Origin of the sequence: Hydrogenophaga borbori (assembly GCF_003417535.1) — a bacterium.
GTDB classification, from domain to species: domain Bacteria; phylum Pseudomonadota; class Gammaproteobacteria; order Burkholderiales; family Burkholderiaceae_C; genus Hydrogenophaga; species Hydrogenophaga borbori.
This window is the reverse complement of record NZ_QVLS01000003.1, coordinates 551,503-575,427: the sequence shown is the minus strand read 5'-3', so window position 1 is coordinate 575,427 and position 23,925 is coordinate 551,503. Positions and strand designations below refer to the sequence as shown.

At 70.4% G+C, this 23,925-nt stretch carries 27 protein-coding genes; 6 read left to right on the top strand and 21 right to left on the bottom strand.

The window, feature by feature from the left end; all coding sequences use genetic code 11:
• Positions 1 to 24 precede the first annotated feature (24 nt).
• On the top strand, positions 25 to 459 hold the full coding sequence (locus DY262_RS08565) for a universal stress protein (protein ID WP_116958491.1): 435 nt from the start codon (positions 25 to 27) through the stop codon (positions 457 to 459).
• Between the two features lie 135 nt (positions 460 to 594).
• A complete protein-coding gene (locus tag DY262_RS08560) occupies positions 595 to 1,101 on the top strand; it encodes a hypothetical protein (RefSeq protein WP_147326197.1) in 507 nt (168 codons plus the stop codon).
• A gap of 75 nt (positions 1,102 to 1,176) precedes the next feature.
• On the opposite strand, the gene DY262_RS08555 is transcribed toward DY262_RS08560, so the two are convergent.
• The 8 genes from DY262_RS08555 to DY262_RS08520 all read right to left on the bottom strand — a co-directional run bounded on the left by DY262_RS08555 (position 1,177) and on the right by DY262_RS08520 (position 9,879).
• Positions 1,177 to 3,456, bottom strand: a complete 2,280-nt coding sequence (locus DY262_RS08555; protein WP_116958489.1) for an ATP-binding protein — start codon at positions 3,454 to 3,456, stop codon at positions 1,177 to 1,179.
• Positions 3,453 to 3,983, bottom strand: coding sequence for a putative pterin-binding protein (locus DY262_RS21985; protein WP_245980875.1), 531 nt, complete (start codon positions 3,981 to 3,983; stop codon positions 3,453 to 3,455). Before DY262_RS21985 ends, DY262_RS08555 begins: the two co-directional genes overlap by 4 nt.
• A gap of 25 nt (positions 3,984 to 4,008) precedes the next feature.
• Complete coding sequence (locus DY262_RS08545) at positions 4,009 to 5,106, bottom strand: protein-glutamate methylesterase/protein-glutamine glutaminase (protein ID WP_116958488.1); 1,098 nt, start codon at positions 5,104 to 5,106, stop codon at positions 4,009 to 4,011.
• Positions 5,107 to 5,224: 118 nt separating this feature from the next.
• A complete protein-coding gene (gene cheD, locus DY262_RS08540) occupies positions 5,225 to 5,875 on the bottom strand; it encodes a chemoreceptor glutamine deamidase CheD (RefSeq protein ID WP_116958538.1) in 651 nt (216 codons plus the stop codon).
• A 73-nt stretch (positions 5,876 to 5,948) separates the two neighbouring features.
• A complete protein-coding gene (locus tag DY262_RS08535) occupies positions 5,949 to 6,881 on the bottom strand; it encodes a CheR family methyltransferase (protein WP_181936449.1) in 933 nt (310 codons plus the stop codon).
• Positions 6,882 to 6,883: 2 nt separating this feature from the next.
• Complete coding sequence (locus tag DY262_RS08530) at positions 6,884 to 8,989, bottom strand: chemotaxis protein CheA (protein WP_116958487.1); 2,106 nt, start codon at positions 8,987 to 8,989, stop codon at positions 6,884 to 6,886.
• Positions 8,990 to 9,025: 36 nt separating this feature from the next.
• On the bottom strand, positions 9,026 to 9,388 hold the full coding sequence (locus DY262_RS08525; protein WP_070401129.1) for a response regulator: 363 nt from the start codon (positions 9,386 to 9,388) through the stop codon (positions 9,026 to 9,028).
• 47 nt (positions 9,389 to 9,435) lie between these two features.
• Positions 9,436 to 9,879: a hypothetical protein gene (locus tag DY262_RS08520; RefSeq protein WP_070401130.1), complete on the bottom strand. Its 444-nt coding sequence runs from the start codon at positions 9,877 to 9,879 to the stop codon at positions 9,436 to 9,438.
• 165 nt (positions 9,880 to 10,044) lie between these two features.
• On the opposite strand from DY262_RS08520, the gene DY262_RS08515 reads away from it, so the two are divergent.
• From DY262_RS08515 to DY262_RS08500, 4 genes are read left to right on the top strand one after another with little or no spacing between them, the layout of a single operon-like run.
• Positions 10,045 to 11,199 carry an ATP-binding response regulator gene (locus DY262_RS08515; protein ID WP_116958486.1) on the top strand — a complete coding sequence of 385 codons (1,155 nt, stop codon included), beginning with the start codon at positions 10,045 to 10,047 and terminating at the stop codon, positions 11,197 to 11,199.
• The gene (locus tag DY262_RS08510) at positions 11,177 to 11,806 is read left to right on the top strand and encodes a response regulator (protein ID WP_070401132.1); all 630 of its coding nucleotides are present in this window, start codon (positions 11,177 to 11,179) and stop codon (positions 11,804 to 11,806) included. The genes DY262_RS08515 and DY262_RS08510 overlap by 23 nt, the downstream gene beginning before the upstream one ends.
• The gene (locus tag DY262_RS08505) at positions 11,803 to 12,240 is read left to right on the top strand and encodes a hypothetical protein (RefSeq protein ID WP_116958485.1); all 438 of its coding nucleotides are present in this window, start codon (positions 11,803 to 11,805) and stop codon (positions 12,238 to 12,240) included. Before DY262_RS08510 ends, DY262_RS08505 begins: the two co-directional genes overlap by 4 nt.
• 7 nt (positions 12,241 to 12,247) lie before the next feature.
• Complete coding sequence (locus DY262_RS08500) at positions 12,248 to 12,691, top strand: HIT family protein (RefSeq protein WP_116958484.1); 444 nt, start codon at positions 12,248 to 12,250, stop codon at positions 12,689 to 12,691.
• A 38-nt stretch (positions 12,692 to 12,729) separates the two neighbouring features.
• Here DY262_RS08500 and fliR read toward each other — a convergent pair whose 3' ends face one another.
• From fliR to fliF, 13 genes are all read right to left on the bottom strand, one after another.
• Complete coding sequence (gene fliR, locus DY262_RS08495; protein WP_116958483.1) at positions 12,730 to 13,494, bottom strand: flagellar biosynthetic protein FliR; 765 nt, start codon at positions 13,492 to 13,494, stop codon at positions 12,730 to 12,732.
• Between the two features lie 19 nt (positions 13,495 to 13,513).
• Positions 13,514 to 13,783 carry a flagellar biosynthesis protein FliQ gene (gene fliQ / locus DY262_RS08490; RefSeq protein WP_070401138.1) on the bottom strand — a complete coding sequence of 90 codons (270 nt, stop codon included), beginning with the start codon at positions 13,781 to 13,783 and terminating at the stop codon, positions 13,514 to 13,516.
• A gap of 8 nt (positions 13,784 to 13,791) precedes the next feature.
• Positions 13,792 to 14,568: a flagellar type III secretion system pore protein FliP gene (fliP, locus tag DY262_RS08485; protein ID WP_116958536.1), complete on the bottom strand. Its 777-nt coding sequence runs from the start codon at positions 14,566 to 14,568 to the stop codon at positions 13,792 to 13,794.
• Between the two features lies 1 nt (position 14,569).
• Positions 14,570 to 14,941 carry a FliO/MopB family protein gene (locus tag DY262_RS08480; protein ID WP_116958482.1) on the bottom strand — a complete coding sequence of 124 codons (372 nt, stop codon included), beginning with the start codon at positions 14,939 to 14,941 and terminating at the stop codon, positions 14,570 to 14,572.
• A 12-nt stretch (positions 14,942 to 14,953) separates the two neighbouring features.
• A complete protein-coding gene (fliN, locus tag DY262_RS08475; RefSeq protein ID WP_070401141.1) occupies positions 14,954 to 15,373 on the bottom strand; it encodes a flagellar motor switch protein FliN in 420 nt (139 codons plus the stop codon).
• Positions 15,374 to 15,392: 19 nt separating this feature from the next.
• Complete coding sequence (fliM, locus tag DY262_RS08470; RefSeq protein ID WP_116958481.1) at positions 15,393 to 16,397, bottom strand: flagellar motor switch protein FliM; 1,005 nt, start codon at positions 16,395 to 16,397, stop codon at positions 15,393 to 15,395.
• An 18-nt stretch (positions 16,398 to 16,415) separates the two neighbouring features.
• The gene (locus DY262_RS08465) at positions 16,416 to 16,973 is read right to left on the bottom strand and encodes a flagellar basal body-associated FliL family protein (protein ID WP_116958480.1); all 558 of its coding nucleotides are present in this window, start codon (positions 16,971 to 16,973) and stop codon (positions 16,416 to 16,418) included.
• Between the two features lie 126 nt (positions 16,974 to 17,099).
• Positions 17,100 to 18,377, bottom strand: a complete 1,278-nt coding sequence (locus tag DY262_RS21770) for a flagellar hook-length control protein FliK (RefSeq protein ID WP_181936448.1) — start codon at positions 18,375 to 18,377, stop codon at positions 17,100 to 17,102.
• On the bottom strand, positions 18,374 to 18,853 hold the full coding sequence (gene fliJ, locus DY262_RS08455) for a flagellar export protein FliJ (protein WP_116958479.1): 480 nt from the start codon (positions 18,851 to 18,853) through the stop codon (positions 18,374 to 18,376). Before fliJ ends, DY262_RS21770 begins: the two co-directional genes overlap by 4 nt.
• The gene (fliI, locus tag DY262_RS08450) at positions 18,850 to 20,343 is read right to left on the bottom strand and encodes a flagellar protein export ATPase FliI (RefSeq protein WP_116958478.1); all 1,494 of its coding nucleotides are present in this window, start codon (positions 20,341 to 20,343) and stop codon (positions 18,850 to 18,852) included. The genes fliJ and fliI overlap by 4 nt, the downstream gene beginning before the upstream one ends.
• Positions 20,344 to 20,348: 5 nt before the next feature.
• The gene (locus tag DY262_RS08445; protein WP_116958477.1) at positions 20,349 to 21,053 is read right to left on the bottom strand and encodes a FliH/SctL family protein; all 705 of its coding nucleotides are present in this window, start codon (positions 21,051 to 21,053) and stop codon (positions 20,349 to 20,351) included.
• Positions 21,054 to 21,060: 7 nt separating this feature from the next.
• A complete protein-coding gene (fliG, locus tag DY262_RS08440) occupies positions 21,061 to 22,059 on the bottom strand; it encodes a flagellar motor switch protein FliG (protein ID WP_116958476.1) in 999 nt (332 codons plus the stop codon).
• A 15-nt stretch (positions 22,060 to 22,074) separates the two neighbouring features.
• Positions 22,075 to 23,763 (bottom strand): flagellar basal-body MS-ring/collar protein FliF, encoded by a 1,689-nt coding sequence (fliF, locus tag DY262_RS08435; protein ID WP_116958475.1) that lies wholly within the window; start codon positions 23,761 to 23,763, stop codon positions 22,075 to 22,077.
• Positions 23,764 to 23,925 lie beyond the last annotated feature (162 nt).

The window sequence follows — 23,925 nt, the reverse complement described above, 5'->3', positions numbered from 1 at the left end:
GCCGGCGCCAGCAAGGAGACGGTCATGCTGCGCATCCTCATCCCCATCGACGGTTCGCCCGCTGCCATGGCGGCCGTGCGCCATGTGCTGTTGCTGGTGGGCCGGGGCCTGCGCGCGCGCTGCGTGCTGGCCAATGTGCAGGCCGGCGCCAACCTGTACGAAATGGTGGTGGCGCGTGACCCCGGTGTGCTGGACCGCGTGGCCGAGGAGGCCGGGCGCGACCTGATCAAGCCCGCGCAGCAACTGCTGGGGGCGGCCGGCGTGGCCGTGGACGTGGAAGTGGTGCACCAGGGCGACGTGGGGCCGGCCCTGTTGGACCTGGCCGAGCGCCACGGCGTGGACGCCATCGTGGTGGGTGCCGGCGCGCCGGGCCTGGCCGACCGCGTGCTGGGCTCGGTCACGCTGGACCTGGTGCAGAACGCGCGCGTGCCGGTCACCGTGGTGCGGGTCGAGGGCTGAGGCCGGGCCGCGCACCGCCTGTCGCGGCGCGGCCGATCGCTCGAAAAGCCCCTCAAGTCACCCCCAATTCCGCCGATAGGGTGTTCAGAACGCCGGGCTTGTCTGCGCCCGGCGACCGAATCATTGGGGGTGCCCATGATCCCGTCCCAACCGACTTCTTCCGTTTCCTGGTCCAGCACGGCCGCGCCGGTGGCCGCCTCGGTGCCCGCCGTGGTGGCGGTGGCGCCGTCGGCGCCGGCCGCGCGCGACACCCAGGCCAGCCTGGAGCGGGGGCCTGGTCGCCAGCCGCCCCAGGCCTCGGCGCGCGCGCCGGCCGTGGACACCGCGCCCGGCGAGCCGGTGCGACAGGCCGCCGAACTGGCCCTCAAGCGCGAGGTCGAGACGCAGCTGCGTGCCCAGGAGCTGGAGCGTGCGCGCCAGCGCCAGGAGGCGCAGCGCGACACCGTCGAACAACTGCGCCAGACCCTGCGCCAGGTCTGGGATGCCAGCGCCACCGTGGTGGAGCAGGCGCTGCAGCGCGAGGCCGACGCGGCGCGCGCGCAGGAGGCCGCGAGCGCGGCGCGTTCGAAATCGCTCGATGCCTACGAAGGCCCCGCCGTGGCGCGCGACCCGGCCGGCAGCCACGTGAGCCGGCGGGTCTAGTACCGCCCACAGCGCGCGCGGACCGTTGCTGGCCGCGGCGCTGTTGTCGTACCACCACCGCGCCCGCGCCCGCCCTCAGCGGGTGGCGAGCTCCTCGGTCTCGCTTGGGGGGAAGGTCTGCAAGGCCGCCTGGGTGTCGCGCACGTCCTCGTCCAGTGTCTCGCGCAATGCCCCCAGGGCCCGCACGTCGCCCGCCGTCCCGGCCTTCTCCAGGCGCGCGGCCACGTTCGCCAGGGCCTTGAGGCCCAGCAGCATGGCCGAGCCTTTCAGGCGGTGCGCGTGGTAGACGACCTGGGCCACGTCTTCCACCTGCAGCGCGGCCTGCAGCTCGGGCACCGTGGCCTCCTCCCCGTCGAACAGCATGTCCAGCAGCTCCAGAAGGGTTTCGCGGGGCATCATGGCGGCCAGTTGGCCGTAGATGTCGGCGTCGATCAGCTGATGCGGTTCACGTCCCGCGCGCGGCAGGGGCATCAGGGGGGCGGGCTGGGTGTCGGCGGCCTCGGCGAGCAGGCCGCAGCGGCGCAGGGCACGCCGCAGGTCGGCCTCTTGCAGGGGCTTGGGCGCGAACTGCGTGACGCCGGCCTCGGCCGCGAGCTTGCGCGTGTCGTTGACCACATCGGCCGTCACCATGATCACGGGCACCTGCCCGGCCTCGCCGGGCAACAGGCGGATTTCGCGCGTGGTGGCGATGCCGTCGAGCACCGGCATGTGGTAGTCGAGCACCACGGCATCGAAGCGCTCGTGGTGCAGCAGCTGCAGGGCCTCGAAGCCGTTCTCGCAGAACACCGCTTCATGGCCCATGCGCTCGACCAGCAGGTTGAGGTACTTCAGGTTGACCGGGTGGTCTTCCGCCACCAGCAGCCGCAGGCGGCGCAGGGGGGCGCGGCGGCGGTTCTCCCACGCCTCGTCGTCCTCGAACGGCACGCCGCGGGCGGCCTCGGCCGGTGCCTCGGTGCGCGGCAGGCTGAGCGTGACCACGAAGACCGATCCCCGGCCAGGCGCGCTGCGGACCGCGATGTCGCCACCCATCATGCGCGCGAGCGTGCGGGAGATCTCCAGGCCCAGGCCGGAGCCGCCCACGCGGCGGCGCAGCGAATTGTCGGCCTGGTAGAAGCGGGTGAACAGCTGGGCCACCGTGGCCTCGTCCATGCCGATGCCGGTGTCCTGCACCGTCATGCGGATGCCATCGGGCAGCGAAGCGTCGGGCTCCAGGATGGCCTCGATGCTGCCGTGGGCCGTGAACTTCACCGAGTTGTTGACGAGGTTGAGCAGGATCTGGCGCACGCGTGTGGCGTCGGCCGCGACCCAGGGGGGCAGGCGCTCGTCGCACAGGCAGCTCAGGGCCACGCCCTTGTCGCGCGCCAGGGGCTCCAGCAGGCTCACGACCTCGTCGGCCATGGCCGGCAGGTTCACCGCCGTGGGCGACAGCTTGAGCGTGCCGGATTCGATGGTGGAGACGTCCAGGATGTCGTTGACCACGCTCAGCAGGTGCAGGGCCGAGTCCGAGGCCGTCTGCACGAAGTCGCGCTGCTGGCCGCTCAGGCGGGTGTCTTCCAGCAGCTTGAGCATGCCCAGCACGCCCTGGAAGGGGGTGCGGATCTCGTGGCTCATGTTGGCCAGGAACACGCTCTTGGCGTGGTTGGCCGCCTCGGCCTGGTCGCGCGCCGTGGCGAGCTCGTGGCTCAGCTGCTGCAGGCGCGCGAACTGGCGGGACTGTTCGCGGATGTGGCGCACCAGCAGGGCCACGAACAGCAGCATCACGCCCACCTGCAGCCCGGCCAGGGCGATGAGCAACAGGCTCTGGTGGCGCAGCTGCTGGTTGCGCTCATCCACTAAGCGGGCCACGGCGCGGTTGGCCTCCTGCGTCAGGTCGGCCAGCAAGGGGCTGAGGGCGCTCGCCCGGGTGTGCAGGCGGTCGAGCGCGGCGCTGTCCTTGAGCAGTGCGCTCGGGTCCTTGAACGCGGGCTCCGCCTCGCGCTGGAAGCCCTCGATCTCCTGCAGCACCGCGCTGAAGCCGGGCCAGGCGTCGAGCAGGTCGCGGCGGGGAATGTCGCTGAGCAGCCGGATGCGGCTGAGGAACACCTCATAGCGCTCGATCAGGTCGTCGGGCAGCACCTCGGGTGAGCCGTCCATGGCCTCCCGCAGCACGCCATCGAGCCGGGACAGCTCGCGTTCGAGCTGGTACGCCTGCCACATGATGGAGTCGACCTGGCGCGTGTCCGTGTCCTGCAGCATCTGCCACTGGCGCCACTGAATGACGCCCAGGGGGATGAGCGTGAGCGCGAGCAGGGCAATGACCATCAGGGTCCATTGCCGCATGCCCCAGGCGGCAAAGCCCTTGGGCGGGCCGTTCATTCGATGCTCATGCGCTTGAGTTGCCAGATCGAGCGCTCGTAGTAGGTGGAGGTGCGCAGCTCGGCCTTGTTGTCGAACGGGTAGACCACGAACAGCGGCCCCTTGTCCCGCACCGCCATGGGCTGGTCGTCGAGCAGGCGGGCCACGATGGCGCCCTGTTCCTTCGCATCCGCGACCGGAATGCGGATGGTGTAGTCGTTGATCGCGGTCGCGCTGACCGTGCCGCCCTGGGCCTTCACCGCGTCCAGCAGGTCGGACAGCAGCGGACCGGTGAACTTCACGGGCCGGTCGTACCAGGGCGTGCGGGTGGTGAAGCTGTGCTGGGGCAGCGCTTCGAGCATGGCCATGTCGAACACCGCGTCCTTGCCCTTGTTGGGCTGGCCGATGTGGCCGCTGATGGTGAGGATCACCCGGCCCTTGGGCTCGGGCAGGTCGCCGGCGTTGGCCAGCGGCGAGAGGGTGGTCAGCGCGGCCGCCAGGCCGAGCCCGAGCGCCACGCGGCGCGAGCAGGAGGTGAAACGAAACATGGGGGCTCCAGGGTGTGCATTGGCATCAGATGCGATGACGCACACCGGCTGGTGCGTTCGCGAGGCGGGCCAACACCGCCGGCGCGATCTGGTTGAGCGGCAGCACCTCGTGCGCCGCGCCGTGTTGAATGGCCATTCGCGGCATGCCGAAGACCACGCAGCTGGCTTCGTCCTGCACGTAGTTGTAGCTGCCCGCGTCCTTCATCTCGCGCATGGCGCTGGCGCCGTCGGCGCCCATGCCGGTGAGCATGATGCCGATGGCGTTCGGCCCGATCACGCGCGCGGCGGACTTGAACAGCACCTCCACCGAGGGCCGGTGGCGGTTCACCGGTTCGGTGTCTTCCACCACGGCCACGTAGTTCGAGCCGCTGCGGTCGATGCGCAGGTGGCGTCCGCCCGGCGCGATGTAGGCGTGGCCGGGCAGGATGCGCTGGCCGTCGCGTGCCTCGGCCACGCTGATCTTGCACAGGCCGTCCAGGCGGGTGGCGAAACTGGTGGTGAAGCCCGGCGGCATGTGCTGGGTGATGACGATGGCGGGCGCGTCGGCCGGCATCGGCACCAGCACCTCGCGGATGGCCTCGGTGCCGCCGGTGGAGGCGCCGATGCAGATGATCTTCTCGGTCGACAGGCGCGGCAGGGGCACGCTCGGGCGCGCGGGGGCGGCGGCGCCAGCACCGGTGGCGGCCGGCGCGGCGGGCGCCGGCGCGGCCAGGCGGCGCACCTGCGCGGCGGCGGCCACGCGGATCTTGTCCACGATGTCGCCCGCGAGCTCGTTCAGGCCCTGGCTCACGCCGATGCGCGGCTTGGCCACGAAATCCACCGCGCCCATCTCCAGGGCGCGCAGCGTGATCTCCGCGCCCTGTTCCGTCAGCGTGGACACCATCACCACCGGCATGGGGCGCAGGCGCATCAGGCGGGAGAGGAACTCCAGCCCGTCCATGCGCGGCATCTCCACGTCCAGCGTGATGACGTCGGGGTTGAGCTCGCGGATCATCTCGCGCGCCACCAGCGGGTCGCTCGCGGCGCCCACGCATTGCATGTCGTGCTGGCGGTTGATGATCTCGGCCAGCAGGCTTCGCACCAGCGCCGAATCGTCCACCACCACCACTCTCGTCTTCGCCATCTCAAACTTCCTCTCGAAGACCGGCACCTGGCCCTGGGGCAGCAGGGAACCGGCTTTGCCGGGCCTCGGGTGCCACCCCCTTGAGGGGGGGGCGCGCGAAGCGCGGCGGGGGTGCGTGTCAAAAAAGATCGATGGAGCCGCCGGCGGTGCTCTTGACCACGGCCGCCGCGCTGCCTTTGCGTTCCTGGGTTTCCAGCGTCTCGGGCTGGGCGTGGGCCAGTCGCTTGACCATGGCCTTGCCCGTCACCGGGAAGAAGCAGACCTTGCGCGGGTGGATGTCCAGCACGTCCTTGGACACCACGGCGATGCGTTCGGTCTGCAGGTAGTCGAGCACGAACTTGGTGTTGCGCTCGCCCACGTTCATGGTGGTGAAGCTGCTCATCACCTGGCCGCCGCCGAACACCTTGGCCTGCATGGTCTCGCGCCGAGCGCCGAGCTTCATCATCTCGTTGATGAGCAATTCCATCGCATACGAGCCGTAGCGACCGCCCGAGTCGCTGCCGCCTTCGGGCAGCATGAAGTGGTTCATGCCGCCCACGCGCACGGACGGGTCCCAGATGCAGGCGGCGATGCACGAACCGAGCACGGTCATGATGACCAGGTCCTCGGTGCTCACGTAGTACTCGCCGGGCAGCACTTTCACCGCGTCGCTGCGGAAGTGCGGCTCGTGAAAGAAAAAAGAGGCCTCGCCGGGCTTGGGCGTGCGGGCCTTGAGCTGGTCCACGCGCGAGACCACGCCGGCGGCCGGCGTCACGCGCGGCAGCGCCATCTTCGACAGCGGGGTCAGGGGCGTCAGGGGCGTGACCAGGCCGGCGGCGCCCGCCGCGCTGGAGCGGGCAGGGCTATAGGCGCTCATAGACGGTCTTGCCGCGCAGGGCGAACAGGTGGCGCGCGTCGCTGAAGTTCTCGGCGTGGCCCACGAACAGGGTGCCGCCCGGGCGCATCACGCGGTGGATGCGCTCGAGCACGGCGCGCTGCGTGGGCGCGTCGAAGTAGATCATCACGTTGCGGCAGAACACCACGTCGAAGGTCTCGCGCAGCGGCAGCTCGTGGATCAGGTTGACCGGCTGAAAGCTCAGGTGCTTCTGCAGCTCGGGCTTGACGCGCATGTAGCCGGCGTTGGCGCCTTTGCCGCGCAGGAAGAAGCGCTGCAGCCGCTCGGCCGACAGGCCCTTGTTGCCATCGGTCTTGTAGACGCCGCGCTGCGCGGTGGCGAGCACCTTGGTGTCGATGTCGCTGTTGACGATGTCGTACTGGCCGTTGGCGCCCAGCGACTCGGCGCAGGTCATGGCGATGGAGTAGGGCTCCTCGCCGGTGGAGGCGGCCGCGCACCAGATGCGCCAGGCGTGCGTGGGCCTGGCGCGCAGCAGCTGCGCCAGGGCATCGAAGTGGTGCGACTCGCGGAAGAAGGCCGTGAGGTTGGTGGTCAGGGCGTTGATGAACTCCTGCCACTCGGCGCCGTCGTGGCGCTCGAGCCAGTCGATGTAGTCCTTGAAGCTGGCGTGCCCGGTCTCGCGCAGGCGGCGCGAGACGCGGCTGTAGACCATGGCGTGCTTGCCGTCGTGCAGGCTGATGCCGGCCTTCTTGTAGATCAGCGCCTTGATGCGCGCGAAGTCGGCGTCGGACCAGACGAACTCCCGGCCTTCGGCGACGGGGCCTTCCTCGGTCGCGACGAGCGCCGAGGCCGAACCGGAGAACCCCGCGGAACCGGCTTTGCCGGGCCGCAGGTGTTGCCCCCCTGGGGAAGAGGCGCGCAGCGACGCGGGGGGATGCATGTTCAATGCCTGGAGCGGCGGACCAGGGACGAGGTGTCCAGGATCAGCGCCACCTTGCCATCGCCCAGGATGGTGGCGCCCGAGACGTTGGGCACCTTGCGGTAGTTGCTCTCCAGGTTCTTGATCACCACCTGCTGCTGGCCGAGCAGTTCGTCGACCATCAGCGAGACGCGCTGGCCCTCGGCCTCGACCACCACCATGATGGGGCTCGCGGCGTTGTGCTCGAAGCGCGGCACCGAGAAGATCTGCTCGAGCTCGACCACCGGCATGTACTCCTCGCGCACCTTCACCACGCGGGCGTTCTGTCCCATGGTGTTGATGTCGGTCGGCTTGATCTGGAAGGACTCGATCACGCTGGCCAGCGGCAGGATGTAGACCTCGTCGCTCACGCGCACCGACATGCCGTCCATGATGGCCAGGGTGAGCGGCAGGCGCACCGAGACGCGCATGCCATAGCCCTCGGCCGAGTCGATCTCGACCGTGCCGCCGAGGGCGGTGATGTTCTTCTTGACCACGTCCATGCCGACGCCGCGGCCCGACACGTCGGTGACCTGGTCGGCGGTGGAGAAGCCCGGCGCGAAGATCAGGCTCCAGACCTCGGGATCGCTCAGCGAATCGGGCGCGTCGATGCCCTTCTCGCGGGCCTTGGTCAGCAGCTTCTCGCGCGACAGGCCCTTGCCGTCGTCGCGCACCTCGATGAGGATGCTGCCGCCCTGGTGCGTGGCCGACAGGGTGATGGTGCCGGTCTCGCTTTTGCCCTTGGCGCGGCGCTCCTCGGGCATTTCGATGCCGTGGTCGCAGCTGTTGCGGATCAGGTGCGTCAGCGGGTCGGTGATCTTCTCCACCAGGCCCTTGTCGAGTTCCGTGGACTCGCCCTGCGTCACCAGCTCGACCTTCTTGCCCAGCTTGGAGGCGAGGTCGCGCAGCATGCGCGGGAAGCGGTTGAAGACCACCGACATGGGGATCATGCGGATCGACATCACGGCTTCCTGCAGGTCGCGCGTGTTGCGGTCCAGGTCGGCCAGGCCCGCCAGCAGGGGGTTGTTGGCGTTGTTGTTGTCCAGTTCGCGGCTCTTCTGCGCCAGCATGGCCTGGGTGATGACGAGCTCGCCCACCAGGTTGATGAGCTGGTCGACCTTGCTCACCGAGACGCGCAGGGTGCTCGACTCGAGGCCGGCGCCGCCCGCGGCGGCCGGGGCGGCCGCGCTGGCCCGGGCCTCGGCGGCACGCGTGTCGCGGGCCGCGGCGGCGCTGGCGTGCGCGCTGGGCGCGCCGGGCAGGCCGGGAGAGCCTTCGAAGAAGCCGTAGTCCTTGCCCTCGGTGGCCGGGGGCATGGGCACCTTGCCGTGCACCACGTCGCCGGCCGGGTGGATCTGGATCTGCTCCTTGCTCACGTGGAAGGTGAACAGGTCCAGCAGTTCGTTGTCGCTGGCCGCGGTGCGGGCGCGGAAGACGCGCTTGCCGGGCTGGTCGCAGGGCATGGCCGAGACCGTGCCCAGGCCGGGGATGTCGCGGAACAGCTCGGCGATGCCATCGGCCTGCGCAGGGTTGTCGATCGGGCCGATGTGGATGTCGATCTCGCGTTCGGCTTTGGACGCGGGAGCGGCAGCCGCCGGCGCGGGGGCCGGGGCGGGCGCCGCGAGCACGGGCGCCGGTGCGGCCACGGGCGCGGTGGCGGCGGGCGCGTCCTGGCCCTGGGCCAGGGCGTAGATGCGCGCCACCAGGTTGCCGGTGTCGGGCGGGCTGCCCACGCCCTGGTGGGCGCCCAGCTGGCCGCGCAGCGCGTCGCTGGATTCGAGCAGCACGTCCACCATGGCGGTCGTGGGTTGCAGTTCGTGGCGGCGCAGCTTGTCCAGCAGCGACTCGGCCTGGTGCGTGAGTTCGGCCACGTCGGCGAAGCCGAAGGTGGCCGCGCCGCCCTTGATGGAGTGGGCGCAGCGGAAGATGGCGTTGAGTTCCTCGTCCTGCGCGGCGTTCACGTCCAGCGCGAGCAGCATCTGCTCCATCTGATCGAGGTTCTCGCCCGCTTCCTCGAAGAAGATTTGATAGAACTGGCTGAGGTCGATGTCGTTGCCGAGGTGTTGGCCCTCGTTCATCATGTCGCCCATGTCTTGACTCCTGGTGGGATGCGTTTTAGGCCGGGATCAGCGAATCACCTTGTTGATGACTTCGATGAGGCGGCCCGGATCGAAGGGCTTGACCAGCCAGCCGGTGGCGCCCGCGGCGCGGCCGGCCTGTTTCATGGCGTCGCTGGACTCCGTGGTCAGCACCAGGATCGGCGTGTTCTTGAATTTGGGGTGCTCGCGCAGCTTGCGCGTCAGGCCCAGGCCGTCCAGCTTGGGCATGTTCTGGTCGGTCAGCACCAGATCGACGCTGTGGTTCTGCGCCTTTTCCCAGGCGTCCTGGCCGTCCACCGCTTCCACCACGTGAAAGCCGGCACCCGTCAGGGTGAAGGACACCATTTTTCGCATGGATGCCGAGTCGTCGACGGCAAGGATCGATCGCATGGGAGTTTCTCCGTTATTCGGGTGTTATCGGCGGCGCGCGGGCATTCTTAAAAGAGCTCCACCGAACCCGCGTCCATCTCGCCCTGTGTCACGGGGCTGGGGCGTTCGGGCATGGGGTCGAGGTCCAGGGGCACCTCGTCCTCCTCGGGCGCCATGGCCTGCTCGGCCAGGCGCCAGGCGCAGCCCTTGAGCATGCGGCCGGTGTGCGCCAGCAGCTGGGTGGCCATGTCGTGGAACTGCAGCTCGGTCACCGCCTGGTGCAGGCTGTGGCGGATGCGGGTGAGCTCCTCGCCCAGGACGCCCTCCAGGGCTTCCAGGTCGCGGTTGGCGTTGCCGAAGCGCTCCAGCAGATTGCCGGTGGCGTGGTCCAGCAGGCCTTCCAGGCGCTGCAGATCGGTCATGGCGATGAGCAGCGAGTCCTGCAGATCGGCCACCAGCGCCACGGGCAGCGTGACCGAAGGCGGGGTCGGCGGCGAAGCGGGGGTCTCCATGGGGGGCAGGGGGAAGGTGGTACGGATACGGGGTATTACAATTTTCGGCAGCCGCCTCCTGGGGTATCGACCGAATACGGCCTGGAATTCAGCCCTTTTGGCCGTCTCCGTCGACCTCCAGGCGCTTCTAATCCCTTCTTCGCCAGGCGACACAGAGCACCTCCCATGACCGGTACCGGTGAAGCGACAGCGAGCCACCCGCGACCGGTGCGCATCCTCCATCTGGAGGACTCCCGCGTGGACCACGCGCTGGTGAAGTTCGCGCTGCAGCGCAGCCAGCTCGCCAACGAAATCACGCTGGTGGACACGCTGGAGGATTTCCGCCGCGAGGTGCAATCGGGTCAGCACGACATCGTGCTCGCCGATTACCACCTGCCCGGCTTCACCGGCCTGGACGCCTGGGACGTGGTCTGCAAGCTGGGCATTCCGGTGCCTTTCGTCATCCTGTCCGGCGCGATCGGCGAGACCGCCGCCGTGGACGCCATGCACCGTGGCGTGAGCGACTACCTGCTCAAGGACAGCATGCACCGCCTGGCGCACGTGGTGAAGCGCGCGCTGGAGATCAGCGACGCGCGCAAGGCCAAGGCGCGCGCCGACGCCGAACTGGCCGAATCGCGCCAGCGCCTGGCCGAACTGGCCGAGCACCTGCAGACCAGCATCGAGCAGGAGCGCGCGGACATCGCGCGCGAAATCCACGACGACATCGGTGGCGCGCTGGCCGCGATCAAGCTCGACCTGGCCTGGGTGGGCCGGCGCGCCAGCGACGCCGACATGCAGCGCCACGTGAACACCGCGCTGGACATGGTGCAGCACGCCCTGGGGGCGAGCCAGCGCATCATGATGAACCTGCGCCCGCCCATCCTGGACCAGGGCCTGGTGGCCGCGGTGGTCTGGCTGGCCGCCGGCTTCGAGCGGCGCACCGGCCTGCGCGTGCACGTGCGCCGCACGGCCGAGCGCATCGAGGTGCCGCGCGACGTGCAGCTCGTGGCCTACCGCACCGCGCAGGAGGCCATGACCAACGTGGCCAAGCACGCCGCTGGCGCGACCCACGTGGACATCGATCTCAACGACGGAGAGGGCGTGCTCACGCTGGAGGTGAGCGACAACGGCCCCGGCATGGACAGCGGCGCGCTGCGCAAGGCCAAGTCCTTTGGCCTGCTGGGCCTGCGCGAGCGCGCGGCCAAGGTCGGCGGCTGGCTGGACGTCAGCGCCTCGCCGCGTGGCACCTCGGTCATTCTCTCGGTACCGCTTCCGTCGGGCGACACATTGCCGCCGCCGATGGAGCACAAGGAAGCCCATGATCAAGGTGATTTTGTGTGACGACCACGCCGTGGTGCGCCGCGGCATCCGCGACACCATCAGCGAAGCGGTCGACATCCAGGTCGTCGGCGAAGCCGGCAGCTATCCCGAACTGCGCGACCTCATGCGCAGGACGCCCTGCGACGTGCTGGTGCTGGACCTCAACATGCCCGGCCGCGGCGGCCTGGAAGTGCTGGGCGCGCTCAAGGAAGAGGGCTCGCCGGTGAAGGTGCTGGTGGTCTCCATGTACCCCGAGGACCAGTACGCCATCCGCTGCCTGCGCGCGGGCGCGCGCGGCTACGTCAACAAGGCCGGCGACCCGGCCGAGCTGGTCGGCGCCATCCGCGTGGTGCAGCAGGGGCGCAAATACGTCACGCCCGAGGTGGCGCAGATGCTGGTGGACACGCTCAGCGCGCCCGAGACCGAGGAGCTGCACGCCAGCCTGTCCGAGCGCGAACTGCAGACCCTGCAGAAGATCGCCTCGGGCAAGAAGCTCAGCGACATCGCCGAGGAGCTGATGCTCAGCCCCAAGACGGTGAGCGTGTACCGCGCGCGGGTGCTGGAGAAGCTGCACCTGTCGAACAACGCGGAGCTCACGGTGTACGCGATCCGCAACGGGCTGGTATGAGCGCCGGGACGACGCGCCGGGGGGCGCTGCTGGCCCTGGGCGCCGCGCTGCTCGCCGCCTGCGGCAAGGGCGACCCGCAGGCCCGGCTGGAGGCCGCCGCCAAGGCCCTGCAGGCCGCCATCGAAGCGCGCCACACCGGCGACGCGATGGACCTGCTCGACGAGCATTTCCAGGGCAGCGGCAACCTGGATCGCGACGGCACGCGCCGGCTGCTGACCGCCACCTTCCTGCGCTACCAGAACATCCGGGTGATGGCGATGTCGAGCAGCCACCGCGTGGACCCGCAGACACCCACGCTGGGCGTGAGCGAGGCGCAGGTGCTGGTCACCGGCGCGCAGGGCCTGGTGCCCGAGCGCGCCGAGCCCTACAAGGTGCGGCTGGAGTGGCGCCTGGTGGGCGGGGACTGGAAGCTGTCCGACCTGCGCTGGGAGTGAGGTCGCCATGCCCATGTTCGTTGACACCTCGCCCCCGGGCCAGTGCATCTTCTGCCGCCTGGTGGCCGGCGACATTCCCGCCTTCCGTGTCTGGGAAGACGAGCTGAGCATCGCCTTCATGGACATCGGCCAGGTCAACCCCGGTCATGTCCTGGTGGCCACGCGGCGCCACGCGGCCACGCTGTTCGACATCACGCCGCAGGAAGCGGCGGCCGTGGCGCAGACCGCGCAGCGGGTCGCGCGCGCGGTGCGCGCGGCCTTCGACCCGCCCGGCCTCACGCTGCTGCAGGCCAACGGCCGCGAGGGGGACCAGACGGTGTTCCACTTTCACCTGCATGTGGTGCCGCGCCACGCGGACGACGGCGTCGCGCTGTCCTGGCCGCGCAAGGACCCGCCGCCCGAGGTGCTGAAGGGCTACGCCGAGCGCCTGGCCGCGGCGATGGCGGACTGATCTCCCGCGCGCCAGCGCGGCTGGCGGGGGGCGGTGGATCAGCCCGTGAACAGCGCCGTCGCCAGCCGCAGCAGCGCGGCCACCGGCGTGTCCAGCATGGGCAGGGTGAAGGCGATGCCGATCAGGCCGGCCGACAGTGTGATCGGGAAGCCGATGGCGAAGGCGTTCATCTGCGGCGCGATGCGCGAGACGAAGCCCAGCACGGTGTTGATGAACAGCAGCATGCCGATCAGGGGCAGCGCGATCCACAGGCCGTAGCGGAAGACCACCGAGCCGAGTTCGTGCAGGCGCATGGTGTTCACCGCGTCGAGCGCGCCGCCGCCAACGGGAAAGGTGCCGAAGCTGGACACCACCGCCTGCAAGAGCATGAGGTGGCCGCCCATCACCACGAACAGCAGCATCGTGGTGTTGCCGAAAAAGCGGCCCACGGTGCTGCTCTGGCTGCCGGTGCTGGGGTCGAAGAAGCCGGCGAAGTTCAGGCCCATCTGCAGGCCGATGAGTTCGCCCGCCAGCTCTACCGCCGCGAACACGATGCGCACGGCGAGGCCGATGGCCAGGCCGATCAGCACCTGCTGCACCACGGTTTCGAAGGCGCGCGGGTCGGTCAGCGCCACCACCGGCTGCTCGGGCAGCGCGGCCTGGGCGCAGAAGGCGATCAGGAAGGCCAGGGCCACGCGCGTGCGCACCGGCACCGATCGCGAGGAGAAGATGGGCGCGCTGCTGAACACGGCCAGGATGCGCAGGAACGGCCAGAACACCGGCGAGACCCAGGCCATGATCTGGGCCTCGGTGAAGGTGATCATGCGCAGGCCCCTTGCGCCCTCAGACGGCGTACTGAGGAATGGACAGGATCGTGGTGCGGATGAACTCGACCATGGTGGTCAGCATCCAGGGCCCCGCGATGGCGAACACCGCGATCGCGGCGATCAGCTTGGGCACGAAGGACAGGGTCTGTTCGTGGATCTGGGTGATGGCCTGGAACAGGCTGATCACCAGGCCCACGCCCAGCACCGTGGCCAGCACGGGCGCGGCCACCGCGAGCAGCAGGAAGAGGGCGTTCTGGCCAAGCGTGAGGGCGGCTTGCGGTTCCATGGTGTTCCCTACTGGGCGAATGAGGCGGCCAAGGAGCCGATGAGGATGTTCCAGCCGTCCGCGAGCACGAACAGCATGAGCTTGAAGGGCAGCGCCACCAGCACGGGCGACAGCATCATCATCCCCAGGGACATGAGCACGCTGGCCACCACCATGTCGATGACCAGGAAGGGGATGAAGATCATGAAGCCGATCTGGAAGGCGGTCTTCAACTCGCTCGTGACGAAGGCCGGCACCAGCACGCGAAAGGGCGCGTTCTCGGCCGTCACGCCTTCGGGCAGGCGGGCCAGGTTGGCGAAAAGCTCGAAGTCGGACTGGCGCGTCTGCTTGAGCATGAAGGCGCGCATGGGCTGTTCGCCGCGCTGCAGCGCCTCCTCGAAGCTGATCTGGTTGCGCGAATAGGGGCCGTAGGCGTTGCTGTAGACCTGGTCCAGCGTGGGGCCCATGACGAACAGCGTGAGAAAGAGCGACAGGCCCACGATCACCTGGTTGGGCGGGGCCGACTGCGTGCCCAGGGCCTGGCGCAGCAGCGACAGCACGATGACGATGCGGGTGAAACCCGTCATCAGCAGCAGCACCGCCGGCAGGAAGGACAGCGCGGTGAAGAACAGCAGGGTCTGGATCGGCACCGAGTAGCTGGCGCCGCCCGCGCCCTGGCCCACGACCAGGGGCAGCGACGGGCCTTGCGGCGGGGCCACGGGCGCGTTCTGCGCCCAGGCGCCGACGGACAGCAGCATCAGGGCCAGCAGCAGCGCGAGCGCGCGCAGCCAGACCAAGCGGGGCATCTCAGCGCGGCGCATCGCCCGGGCCTTTCACGAGTTGCTGCGCCAGTCGCGCGGCGAAACCGCCGGCCAGCGGTGCCGTCGGCGCCGATGGGGCGGCCGTGTCGGCCGGCAGGGCCATTTCGTGCAGGGTGTTGACGCTGCCCGGCGCGACGCCGAGCACCAGGCAGGTGGCGGCCTCGCCGTGGCCCACCTGCAGCGTGACCACGCGCTGCTGCGGACCGAGCGAGACGCTGCCCAGCACCTTGAGGGAGGGGCCGCTCTGCCCGGGCACGCCCGGCAGGCCGGGCAAGCGCCCGCGCGCCCACTTCAGAGCCCAGGCGAGGCCCACCATCAGGGCGAGCAGGACCAGCGCCGGCCAGGCGTTCTGCCACATGTCGGTGTTCCTTCAGGTGCGGCTCAGGCGCTTCATGCGCTCCGAGGGCGTCACGATGTCGGTGAGCCGGATGCCGAACTTGTCGTTCACCACCACCACCTCGCCCTGGGCGATCAGGTAGCCGTTGACCAGCACGTCCATGGGTTCGCCGGCGAGCGCGTCGAGCTCCACGATGGAGCCCTGCGCGAGCTGCAGGATGTACTTGATGGGCACGCGCGTGCGCCCCAGTTCCACCGAGAGCTGGACGGGGATGTCCAGCACCATCTGGATGTCTTGCGCGCCGCCCGCGCCCATGGCGGTCTTGACCGGCGTGGCCTCGGCGTCGAAGGCCGGTGCGCCCTCGTCGGCAACGGTGGCGGCCTGCTCTTCGAGCGCCTGAGCCCATTCGTCGGCGATGGCGTCCTGGTTGGGTGCGTTGGTATCGGTTGACATGGTTTCTCCTGAACGCCGGTCACATCTCGGGGGACGACCCCAGCCAGTTCATGTCCCTGCCGCGCAGGTTGCGTTCCACGCGCAGCGCGTACTTGCCCTTGTGCGTGCCGTACTGGCACTCGAACACGGGCACGCCGTCGACGTGGGTGGTGATGGTGGGGTTGCGGTCGAGTTCGATGAAGTCGCCGATCTGCATGGCCAGCAGTTGCTCCACGGTGGCCTCGGTCTTCGCCAGCTCGGCCACCATGGTCACCTCGGCGGCCTGGATCTCGTGGCTCAGCAGCTTGACCCAGCGGCGGTCGACCTCGATGGCGTCGCCCTGCACGCTGGAATAGAGCACGTCGCGGATCGGCTCCAGCGTGGCGTAGGGAATGCAGACGTGCAGCGAGCCGGTGATGTCGCCGATCTCCAGCGTGAAGCTGGTGGAGACCACGATCTCGCTCGGCGTGGCGATGGTGGCGAACTGCGGCTGCATCTCCGAGCGCTGGTAGGCCAGCTCGATCGGGTAGACGCCGCGCCAGGCCTTCTTGTATTCCTCGGCCACCACGTCCACCAGCCGGTTGATGACGCGCTGCTCGGTGGGCGAGAAGTCGCGCCCCTCGATGCGGGTGTGGAACTTGCCGGAGCCGCCGAACAGGCTGTCGATCACGCCGAACAGCAGCGTGGGCTCGCACACCAACAGGCCGTTGCCGCGCAGCGGCCGCACGGCCATGATGTTGAAGTTGGTGGGCACCACCAGCTCGCGCAGGAAGGCGCTGTACTTCTGCACCTGCACGCCGCCGACCGAGATCTCGGGGCTGCGGCGGATGAAGTTGAACATGCCCACGCGCAGGTTGCGCGAGAAGCGTTCGTTGACGATCTCCATGGTGGGCATGCGCCCACGCACGATGCGTTCCTGGCTGGAGAGGTTGTAGTTGCGTACGCCGCCTTCCGGCACCTCTTCCTTGGCGAGCTTCTGGCTCTCGCCGGTCACGCCCTCCAGCAGGGCATCGACCTCTTCCTGTGACAGAAACGATTCGGACATGGTCTGATCGCTCCGCGCTTACTGCACGATGAAGCTGGAGAACAGCACGGCCTGCACGGGGCTGGCCGGGCCGCGTTTCTTCTTGCCCTCGTCCTCGGTCTTGGGCGCGGGATAGCCCATCACCTCGGAGACGGCGGCGATGATGTCGTTGCCGAGCCGGCTCTTGCCTTCGGCGCTGAGCACGTCCTCGGCGGTTCGCTTGGACAGGATCACCAGGATGCGGCTGCGGATGCTCGGCATGAAGGCCTTGACGGCATCGCCCGTGTGGGCGTCCTGCAGCTGCAGCGTGAGGCCGATCTGGATGTAGCGGTTGCCGCCGGGGTCGGCCAGGTTGACCACCATGTTGTCCAGCGGCAGGAAGGTGGGGGCCGATTTCGGGTCCACCGGCTTGTGCGCGGGGGCTTCCTCGTCCAGCCCCTCGTCCTCGGCGGTGTTCTTCTTGAGAATGAACAGCGCGGCGGCCGCGCCCGCCACGCCCAGCACGACCACGCCGATCAGCGCGAACAGCAGCTTCTTGCCCTTCTTCTTGGGGGCGGCTTCGGCCGGTTGGGCGGCGGCGGTGGCAGCGGCGGACATGGCACTCCTTCGTCGGTTGCCGCGGGCTCAAAGGCGCGCGGCTTGAGAAGGATTGTGGGAGGGGCCCCCCCACGCCGTTCGCTCGATAAGCGCGGAAAAACCGGTTCTTTCCCGCGCCCTGGGGGCTCAGATGAAGAGGTCCAGGCCCCGGCCGTTGGCACCCGGCGCGGCTGGGCGCGGCGGGGCCGCCTCGGCCGGGCCGGCGTCGGCCCGCCCGGAGCGCGGCGCGGCGGCCTGCGGTGGGGGGCCGTCGCGGCGGGCATCGCCCTGGCCCTGGTCGCCCACGGAGACCTGGCCCAGCGTGAGGCCGCCTTGCTGCAGCAGGTCGCCCAGCGCGGTCTGGGCGTGCTCGCGCAGCAGGCCGCGCGCGGCGGCGTCGTCGGTGCGGAAGTCCAGCCGCACCTCGTCGCCGCGCACGGCGAGCTGGATGTCGATGGCGTTCTGGGCGTCCTCGCCCACGCGCAGGCTGGCGTGGCGCATGGCGCCGGCGCCCCAGTGCTGCACCTCCACAGCCTCGGCGTCGGCCGGCGCGGCGTAGGGGTCTTGGGCGGTGTTCGGGTCGGTGCCGGCCTCGTGCCGCGCCTGGCCGCCGTCGGCCGGGGCGTCGCCACCCAGGCCGCTGTCGGCCGCCGTGGCCCCGCTGGCGATCACCGGACCCGCGGCCGCTTCGCCGGTGGCGCGCGCGCCACCCGTGGGCGAGGCGCCGGGCAGGGGCCGCTCGTCGCCGTCGGCCGCGCGCCCGGCGAGGGCCGCGAGCGCGCCCGTGGGCGTGGCGGTGGGCGCACCGGCCTGGAAGCGCGCGTCCAGCGCGACCGTGCTGCGCACCGGCCAGGCGGCACCGGTGCCGGCCTCGCTGGGCGCGGCCGCGCGGCTCCAGCGCAGGGCGGGGCTGTCGGTGCCGCCGGCCGCCTGGCCCGCGGCGGTGGCCAGGGCGGTGGCGGCACCGGGTGCCGAGGCCCGTGCGGCGGCGGGCTGCCAGGGCGCGGCGACCTGGCGGCCCGGCGCGCCGCCGTTGGCCAGGGGCAGGCCCTCGGCGGGCGCGCCGCCGAGGCGGTCGGCGCGCGTGTCCAGGCCGCGCGTCTCGCCGGCCAGCGAACCGTCGCCCGCCAGCGGCGCGGGCGCCAGCTCGTGCGGCGCGGTCCAGGCCATGAGCGCGGCCAAGGGGTTGTCGCTGTCGGCGGGGTCCTCGGCCAGCGGGTCGTCGCCCGGCGCGCCGGTGGCGGTGGTGGCCGTGCCCAGGGGATCCAGCGGCTCGGCGTCCGGCGACAGCAGGGCCAGCAGGCTGGAGAACAGGTCGGTCGGCTGCTGCGGCCCGTGCGCCGCGCGCGCGGCGTGGCTGGGCGGCTGGCCGTGCGCCGCCTGCGAAGCGGGCGGGTGGGGGTTGCTGGGCGCGGTCGTGGTCATGCGGAGAAGCTCTGGAACGTGCTGTCGGATTCGGCGCGGCGGCGGTGGGCGTTGAGCGCCATTTCGTCGGTCTGTTTTTGCTCGCGGCGCATCAGGCGCTGCTGGCGCGCCTCCTGCTGGCGCGCGACGTACTGGCGCAGCGTGGCGAGCTCGCGCTCGGCCTCGTGCACCTGCTGCTGGACCTGTTCGATCTGGCGCTGCTTCTGCCCGAGCACGCCGGTCTGGAAGTCCATCGCGTGCTCGACCTTGGCCATGAACTGGCGGTGGTGCATGAGCCAGGCGGCGTCCACGCCGCTGGCGCAGCGGGCCTGCCAGCGCTGCTGCGCCTCGGCGGCGTAGGCGGTGAGCTGGTCCATCTGTTCCTGCGCGGCCTGGTGCTCGCGGCGCGCCGCCGACAGCGCGGCCAGCCCCTCGTCACGCTTCTTCTCGGCGAGTTCGATGACCGTGGCCAGCGTTTCCAACCCTTGTTGGGTCATTGGTTGCCCTCATACGGGTTGTGGTGGGGCCGCGCGCCGCGCGTGGCATTGCCCGCCGCGGCGTCGCGCGCCGGTTTGTCTTCCTGCAGCGCGGTCTGCAGGCCGCGCACGCTCTCGCCCATGGGGGCGGCCTCGCGCATGTCCTGCATCAGGAAGCGCTGCAGCCCGGGGTAGAGCACGATGGCGCGGTCCGTCTCGGGGTCGCTGCCGGCCACGTAGGCGCCGAGCTGGATCAGGTCGCGGCTCTTCTGGTAGCGCGAGTAGTTCGCGCGGAATTTGCGCGCCAGCTCCAGGTGGCTGGGTGGCGCCACGTTGTGCATCACGCGCGAGGCCGAGGCCTCGACGTCGATGGCGGGGTAGTGGCCCGACTCGGCCAGCGCGCGCGACAGCACGATGTGGCCGTCCAGGATGGCGCGCGCCGCGTCGGCGATCGGGTCCTGCTGGTCGTCGCCCTCGGACAGCACGGTGTAGAAGGCGGTGATGGAGCCGCGGCCGTTCAGGCCGTTGCCGCTGCGCTCCACCAGCTGCGGCAGCTTGGCGAAGCACGAGGGCGGGTAGCCCTTGGTGGCCGGTGGCTCGCCGATGGCCAGGGCGATCTCGCGCTGCGCCATGGCGTAGCGGGTGAGCGAATCCATCAGCAGCAGCACGTGCAGGCCGTCGTCGCGGAAGCGTTCGGCGATGGCGGTGGCGTAGCTGGCGCCTTGCATGCGCACCAGCGGCGGCGCGTCGGCCGGGGCGGCCACCACCACCGAGCGGCGGCGGCCCTCCGGGCCCAGGATGTCCTCGATGAATTCCTTCACCTCGCGGCCGCGTTCGCCGATCAGGCCGACCACGATCACGTCGGCCTTGGTGTAGCGGGCCATCATGCCCAGCAGCACGCTCTTGCCCACGCCGGAGCCGGCGAACAGGCCCAGGCGCTGGCCGCGGCCCACGGTGAGCAGGGCGTTGATGGCGCGCACGCCGGTGTCCAGCGGTTCGCGCACCGGGTCGCGGTCCATGGCGTTGAGCGGCGCGCGCTCCAGCGGCGAGACGCTCACCCCGCGCAGCGGGCCCTGGTGGTCCAGCGGCTCGCCGTGCGCGTCCACCACGCGGCCCAGCAGGCCGGCACCCATGGGCAGGCTGAGCACGCTGCGGTCGTTGGGCGAGGGCGGCGGGTTGTCCTGGCCCAGGCGCGGCACGGTGCGGTAGGGCGGCAGCGGCGTCACGCTGGCGCCGCTGGCCAGGCCGTGCACGTCGCCGGCGGGCATGAGGAAGGCGCGGTCCTTGGAGAAGCCTACCACCTCGGCCAGCACGGGCTGCTTGTGGCCGTTGTCGATCAGGCACTGCGCGCCCACGGGGACGCGCAGGCCCACGGCCTCGAGCACCAGGCCGGCGAGCTTGGTCAGCGTGCCGCGCACCTCCAGCGGCGTGGGCGCCTGCGCGCTGGCGCGCAGGTCGTCCATGAAGTGGCCCCAGCGGCTCGGCGATTCGTCGAAAGTGCTGTCGGTCATGCGGGTCAGACGTCGGCGTCGGCGGGGTCGAAGGGTGCGCTTAGGCCCAGGTTGCCGATGGCGCGCAGCCAGCGCTTCTCGACCGTGGCGTCCACCGAGTTGGTGCGCGACTCGAGCACGCAGCCGCCGGGGGTGATGCCGGGATCGGGCACCAGCTCGGGCCGGGGCTCGCCCAGGGTTTCGAGCAGCGCGCCTTTCATGAGCGCCAGGTCGGCCGGGTTCATGCGGATGGTGGCGGGCAGGCCGTCGTCGATGAGCTGGGACATGGCTTCGCTCACCACGCCCTGCAGCTGAGCCGGGTTCTGCACCAGCTCGCGGCGCACCACCTGGCGCGCCAGGTCGCAGGCGATCTCCAGGATGTGGCGCGAGATCTCGTGCTCGCTGTGTTTGAGGTGCTCGCGCGTGGTGCGCAGCAGCTGGGCCATGCGCACCGCGGTTTCCTCGGCGGTGCGGCGCATGCTGGCTTCCATGGCGTCGCGCACCGATTGCGCGCCAGCGTCGTGGCCGTGGCGAAAGCCCTCGGCGTAGGCCTGCTCGCGCGCCTCGGCGAGGCGCTCGTCGGGCGGCGTGGCCTCGGCCGCGCCGTCGGTGGGCAGGGCGGGGCGCTGGTCGCTGCCGTCCACGGCGGCGAATTGCCAGGCGGCGACGCCGTCGATCTCCTCGCGCGGGATGAAGCGCGAGTACGGGTCGTTCTTGGGGCGTTGGTTCATGGGGCGCTCAGACGAAAGCCTCTTCCTCGCCGCCGCCGCCGATCACGATCTGGCCTTCGTCGGAGAGGCGGCGCACGATCTTGAGGATCTCCTTCTGCTGCGCCTCCACCTCGGACAGGCGGATCGGGCCGCGGGCTTCGAGGTCCTCGCGCAGCGCCTCGGCCGCGCGGCTGGACATGTTGGACAGCACCAGCTCGCGCAGCTCGGCGGTCGCGCCCTTGAGCGCCACGATGAGCTGGTCGGTGGCCACTTCCTTGAGGATGAGCTGCACGGCCTTGCCGTCGAGCTTGAGCAGGTCCTCGAAGGTGAACATCTTGTCCATGATCTTCTGGGCCAGCTCGGGGTCGAAGTCGCGGATCGACTCGATCACCGAGCTTTCGATCTGCGTGCCCATCATGTTGATGATCTCGGCCGCGGTCTTCACGCCGCCCATGGAGGTCTTGCGGATCTTGTCGCCGCCGGCCAGCACCTTGTAGAGCACCTCATTGAGGTCCTTCAGCGCGGTCGGCTGGATGCCCTCGAGCGTGGCGATGCGCAGCATCACCTCGTTGCGCGTGCGCTCGGTGAAGTTCTTCAGCACGGCGGCGGTCTGGTCGGCCTCCAGGTGCACCAGGATGGCGGCCACGATCTGCGGGTGCTCGTTGCGCAGCAGCTCGGCGATGGACAGCGGGTCCATCCACTTCAGGCTCTCGATGCCGGAGACGTCGCCGCCCTGCAGGATGCGGTCGATCAGCAGCGCGGCCTTGTCGTCACCCAGGGCGCGCTTGAGCACCGCGCGCACGTAGTTGTCGGTGTCGCTCACCAGCAGGCTCTGCGACGAGGCGGTGTTGGTGAAGCGCTGCATCACCTGGTCCACGCGCTCGTGCGAGACGGCGCGCGTGCGCGCGATGGTCTCGCCCAGTTTCTGCACCTCTTTCGGGCTGAGGTGCTTGAACACCTCGGCCGCTTCCTCTTCGCCGAGCGACATGAGGAAGATGGCGGCGTCCTGCAGTCCGGTGTCGTCCATGCTCTGCTCCCAGCCTCAGTTCGGCGCTTCGCCGTTGACCCAGCCCTTGACGATGTTGGCCACCGCCGCCGGGTTCTCCAGCGCCAGCCGCTTGGCGTCGGCGATGCGGCGCTTCTCGGGCGTTTCCTCGTCCGGCGTCGGCATCGGCAGGCCGGGGCGCTCGGGCATTTCGTTGAGCACGGCGTTGAGCGGCTGCACCTCGGCGATGCGGGGCGGCGGCGCCTTCATGAGCTTGAGCGCCGGGCGCACCATGCCCATCAGCACGATCAGGCCCAGGCCGACCATGCCCAGCGGGAACGCCAGGCTGCGCGCCAGCTCGATCTTGTCGGCCTGCTGCCAGAAGGGCAGGGCCTCGGGCTCGGTGGCCACCACCTCGTTGAACGCGGCGTTCATCAGGTTCACCGAGTCGCCCCGGGCCTGGTTGAAGCCGATGGTCTCGCGCACCAGGGCGGTCATCTGCTCGATCTGCTGCGCCGGGATGGGGGCGCTGACGGGCTTGCCGTTCTTGTCCAGCGTGGTCTTGTGGTTCACCACCACGGCCGCGCTCAGGCGCTTGATGCTGCCGCTGGACTCGCGCACGGTGCGCACGGTGCGGTCGACCTCGTAGTTGATGACGGATTCGCGGCGCGTGGAGCCGCCCTGGCCGGCATTGGCCTGGCCCTGCGGCGTCACGCCCACGGGCGCGGCCTGGCCGTTGATGGGCGCGCTGCTGGGCGCTGGCGGCTGGTTGCTCACCGCGCCGGGCACGCCGGCGGGCTGGGCGCTGCCGGGACGGCCGTCTTCGATGGTCTGCTGGCTGCGCACCGCGCTGGGCTCGTTGCCCTGGTTCGGCCGGTGCTGCTCCGAGGTCATCTCGGCCTGGGAGAAGTCGATGTCGGCGCTCACCTGCGCCTTCACGTTGCCCACGCCCACCAGGGGTTCGAGCATGTCCAGGATGCGGCGGGTGTAGAGCTGCTCGAGCTGCTGCGCGTACTGCAGTTTCTGCACATCGGCGCCGGCGGCGTTCTGGCCGTCGGGCGGGTTGGACAGCAGGTTGCCCTGGTCGTCGACCACGCTCACGGCCTTGGGGTTCATCTCGGGCACGCTGCTGGCCACCAGGTGCACGATGCCGGCGACCTGCGCGCGGTCCAGCGTGCGGCCGGGGTGCAGGGTCAGCAGCACCGAGGCGCTGGGCTTTTGCTGTTCGCGAAAGAAGCCGTTCTGGTTGGGCAGGGCCAGGTGCACGCGCGCGGCCTGCACCGAGGCCAGCGACTGGATGGAGCGGGTCAGCTCGCCTTCCAGGCCGCGCTGGAAGCTCAGCCGCTCCTGGAACTGCGTCATGCCGAAGCGGTTGTTCTCCATCAGCTCGAAGCCGGTGACCGAGCCCTTGGGCAGGCCCTGGGAGGCCAGGCGCAGCCGGGTGTCGTGCACCTTGTCGGCCGGCACCATGATGGCGCCGCCGCCGTCCGAGTACTTGTAGGGCACGTTCATCTGGGACAGCTGGGCCACGATGGCGCCGCCGTCCTTGTCGCCCAGGTTGGCGTAGAGCACGCGCCACTCGGGCTGGCGGCCCATGAAGAAGAAGGCCAGGGCGATGGCCAGCAGCGCCAGGGCGCCCAGGCCGAGCTTGATCTTCTGCGCGTTGTCCATGCGCGCCAGGCCTTCGGCCAGGGCGTTGGCGCGCACGGGCTGGGCATTCACTTCGGCGACGGCGGTGGTGCTCATGGGCGGGATGGCTCGCAAGGGGGCACGGGGCCCCGGATGCGGATGAGTATCCCGGGGGGGGCCGGCGGGCATTCCCGAAAAAAGGCGCCGTATTGGGCCTTTATTTCCCGCGCGCCTTGCCGAGGGGGGGATTTCGGACCGAGCGGGCGCCCGTGCGGGTAT

Excerpts from the sequence above, each read along its gene's own strand:
- DY262_RS08565 (WP_116958491.1), top strand. The coding sequence starts at position 25 with ATGCTGCGCATCCTCATCCCCATCGACGGTTCGCCCGCTGCCATGGCG.
- DY262_RS08560 (WP_147326197.1), top strand. The coding sequence starts at position 595 with ATGATCCCGTCCCAACCGACTTCTTCCGTTTCCTGGTCCAGCACGGCC.
- DY262_RS08555 (WP_116958489.1), bottom strand. The coding sequence starts at position 3,456 with ATGAACGGCCCGCCCAAGGGCTTTGCCGCCTGGGGCATGCGGCAATGG.
- DY262_RS21985 (WP_245980875.1), bottom strand. The coding sequence starts at position 3,983 with ATGTTTCGTTTCACCTCCTGCTCGCGCCGCGTGGCGCTCGGGCTCGGC.
- DY262_RS08545 (WP_116958488.1), bottom strand. The coding sequence starts at position 5,106 with ATGGCGAAGACGAGAGTGGTGGTGGTGGACGATTCGGCGCTGGTGCGA.
- cheD (WP_116958538.1), bottom strand. The coding sequence starts at position 5,875 with ATGGCGCTGCCGCGCGTGACGCCGGCCGCCGGCGTGGTCTCGCGCGTG.
- DY262_RS08535 (WP_181936449.1), bottom strand. The coding sequence starts at position 6,881 with ATGCATCCCCCCGCGTCGCTGCGCGCCTCTTCCCCAGGGGGGCAACAC.
- DY262_RS08530 (WP_116958487.1), bottom strand. The coding sequence starts at position 8,989 with ATGGGCGACATGATGAACGAGGGCCAACACCTCGGCAACGACATCGAC.
- DY262_RS08525 (WP_070401129.1), bottom strand. The coding sequence starts at position 9,388 with ATGCGATCGATCCTTGCCGTCGACGACTCGGCATCCATGCGAAAAATG.
- DY262_RS08520 (WP_070401130.1), bottom strand. The coding sequence starts at position 9,879 with ATGGAGACCCCCGCTTCGCCGCCGACCCCGCCTTCGGTCACGCTGCCC.
- DY262_RS08515 (WP_116958486.1), top strand. The coding sequence starts at position 10,045 with ATGACCGGTACCGGTGAAGCGACAGCGAGCCACCCGCGACCGGTGCGC.
- DY262_RS08510 (WP_070401132.1), top strand. The coding sequence starts at position 11,177 with ATGATCAAGGTGATTTTGTGTGACGACCACGCCGTGGTGCGCCGCGGC.
- DY262_RS08505 (WP_116958485.1), top strand. The coding sequence starts at position 11,803 with ATGAGCGCCGGGACGACGCGCCGGGGGGCGCTGCTGGCCCTGGGCGCC.
- DY262_RS08500 (WP_116958484.1), top strand. The coding sequence starts at position 12,248 with ATGCCCATGTTCGTTGACACCTCGCCCCCGGGCCAGTGCATCTTCTGC.
- fliR (WP_116958483.1), bottom strand. The coding sequence starts at position 13,494 with ATGATCACCTTCACCGAGGCCCAGATCATGGCCTGGGTCTCGCCGGTG.
- fliQ (WP_070401138.1), bottom strand. The coding sequence starts at position 13,783 with ATGGAACCGCAAGCCGCCCTCACGCTTGGCCAGAACGCCCTCTTCCTG.
- fliP (WP_116958536.1), bottom strand. The coding sequence starts at position 14,568 with ATGCCCCGCTTGGTCTGGCTGCGCGCGCTCGCGCTGCTGCTGGCCCTG.
- DY262_RS08480 (WP_116958482.1), bottom strand. The coding sequence starts at position 14,941 with ATGTGGCAGAACGCCTGGCCGGCGCTGGTCCTGCTCGCCCTGATGGTG.
- fliN (WP_070401141.1), bottom strand. The coding sequence starts at position 15,373 with ATGTCAACCGATACCAACGCACCCAACCAGGACGCCATCGCCGACGAA.
- fliM (WP_116958481.1), bottom strand. The coding sequence starts at position 16,397 with ATGTCCGAATCGTTTCTGTCACAGGAAGAGGTCGATGCCCTGCTGGAG.
- DY262_RS08465 (WP_116958480.1), bottom strand. The coding sequence starts at position 16,973 with ATGTCCGCCGCTGCCACCGCCGCCGCCCAACCGGCCGAAGCCGCCCCC.
- DY262_RS21770 (WP_181936448.1), bottom strand. The coding sequence starts at position 18,377 with ATGACCACGACCGCGCCCAGCAACCCCCACCCGCCCGCTTCGCAGGCG.
- fliJ (WP_116958479.1), bottom strand. The coding sequence starts at position 18,853 with ATGACCCAACAAGGGTTGGAAACGCTGGCCACGGTCATCGAACTCGCC.
- fliI (WP_116958478.1), bottom strand. The coding sequence starts at position 20,343 with ATGACCGACAGCACTTTCGACGAATCGCCGAGCCGCTGGGGCCACTTC.
- DY262_RS08445 (WP_116958477.1), bottom strand. The coding sequence starts at position 21,053 with ATGAACCAACGCCCCAAGAACGACCCGTACTCGCGCTTCATCCCGCGC.
- fliG (WP_116958476.1), bottom strand. The coding sequence starts at position 22,059 with ATGGACGACACCGGACTGCAGGACGCCGCCATCTTCCTCATGTCGCTC.
- fliF (WP_116958475.1), bottom strand. The coding sequence starts at position 23,763 with ATGAGCACCACCGCCGTCGCCGAAGTGAATGCCCAGCCCGTGCGCGCC.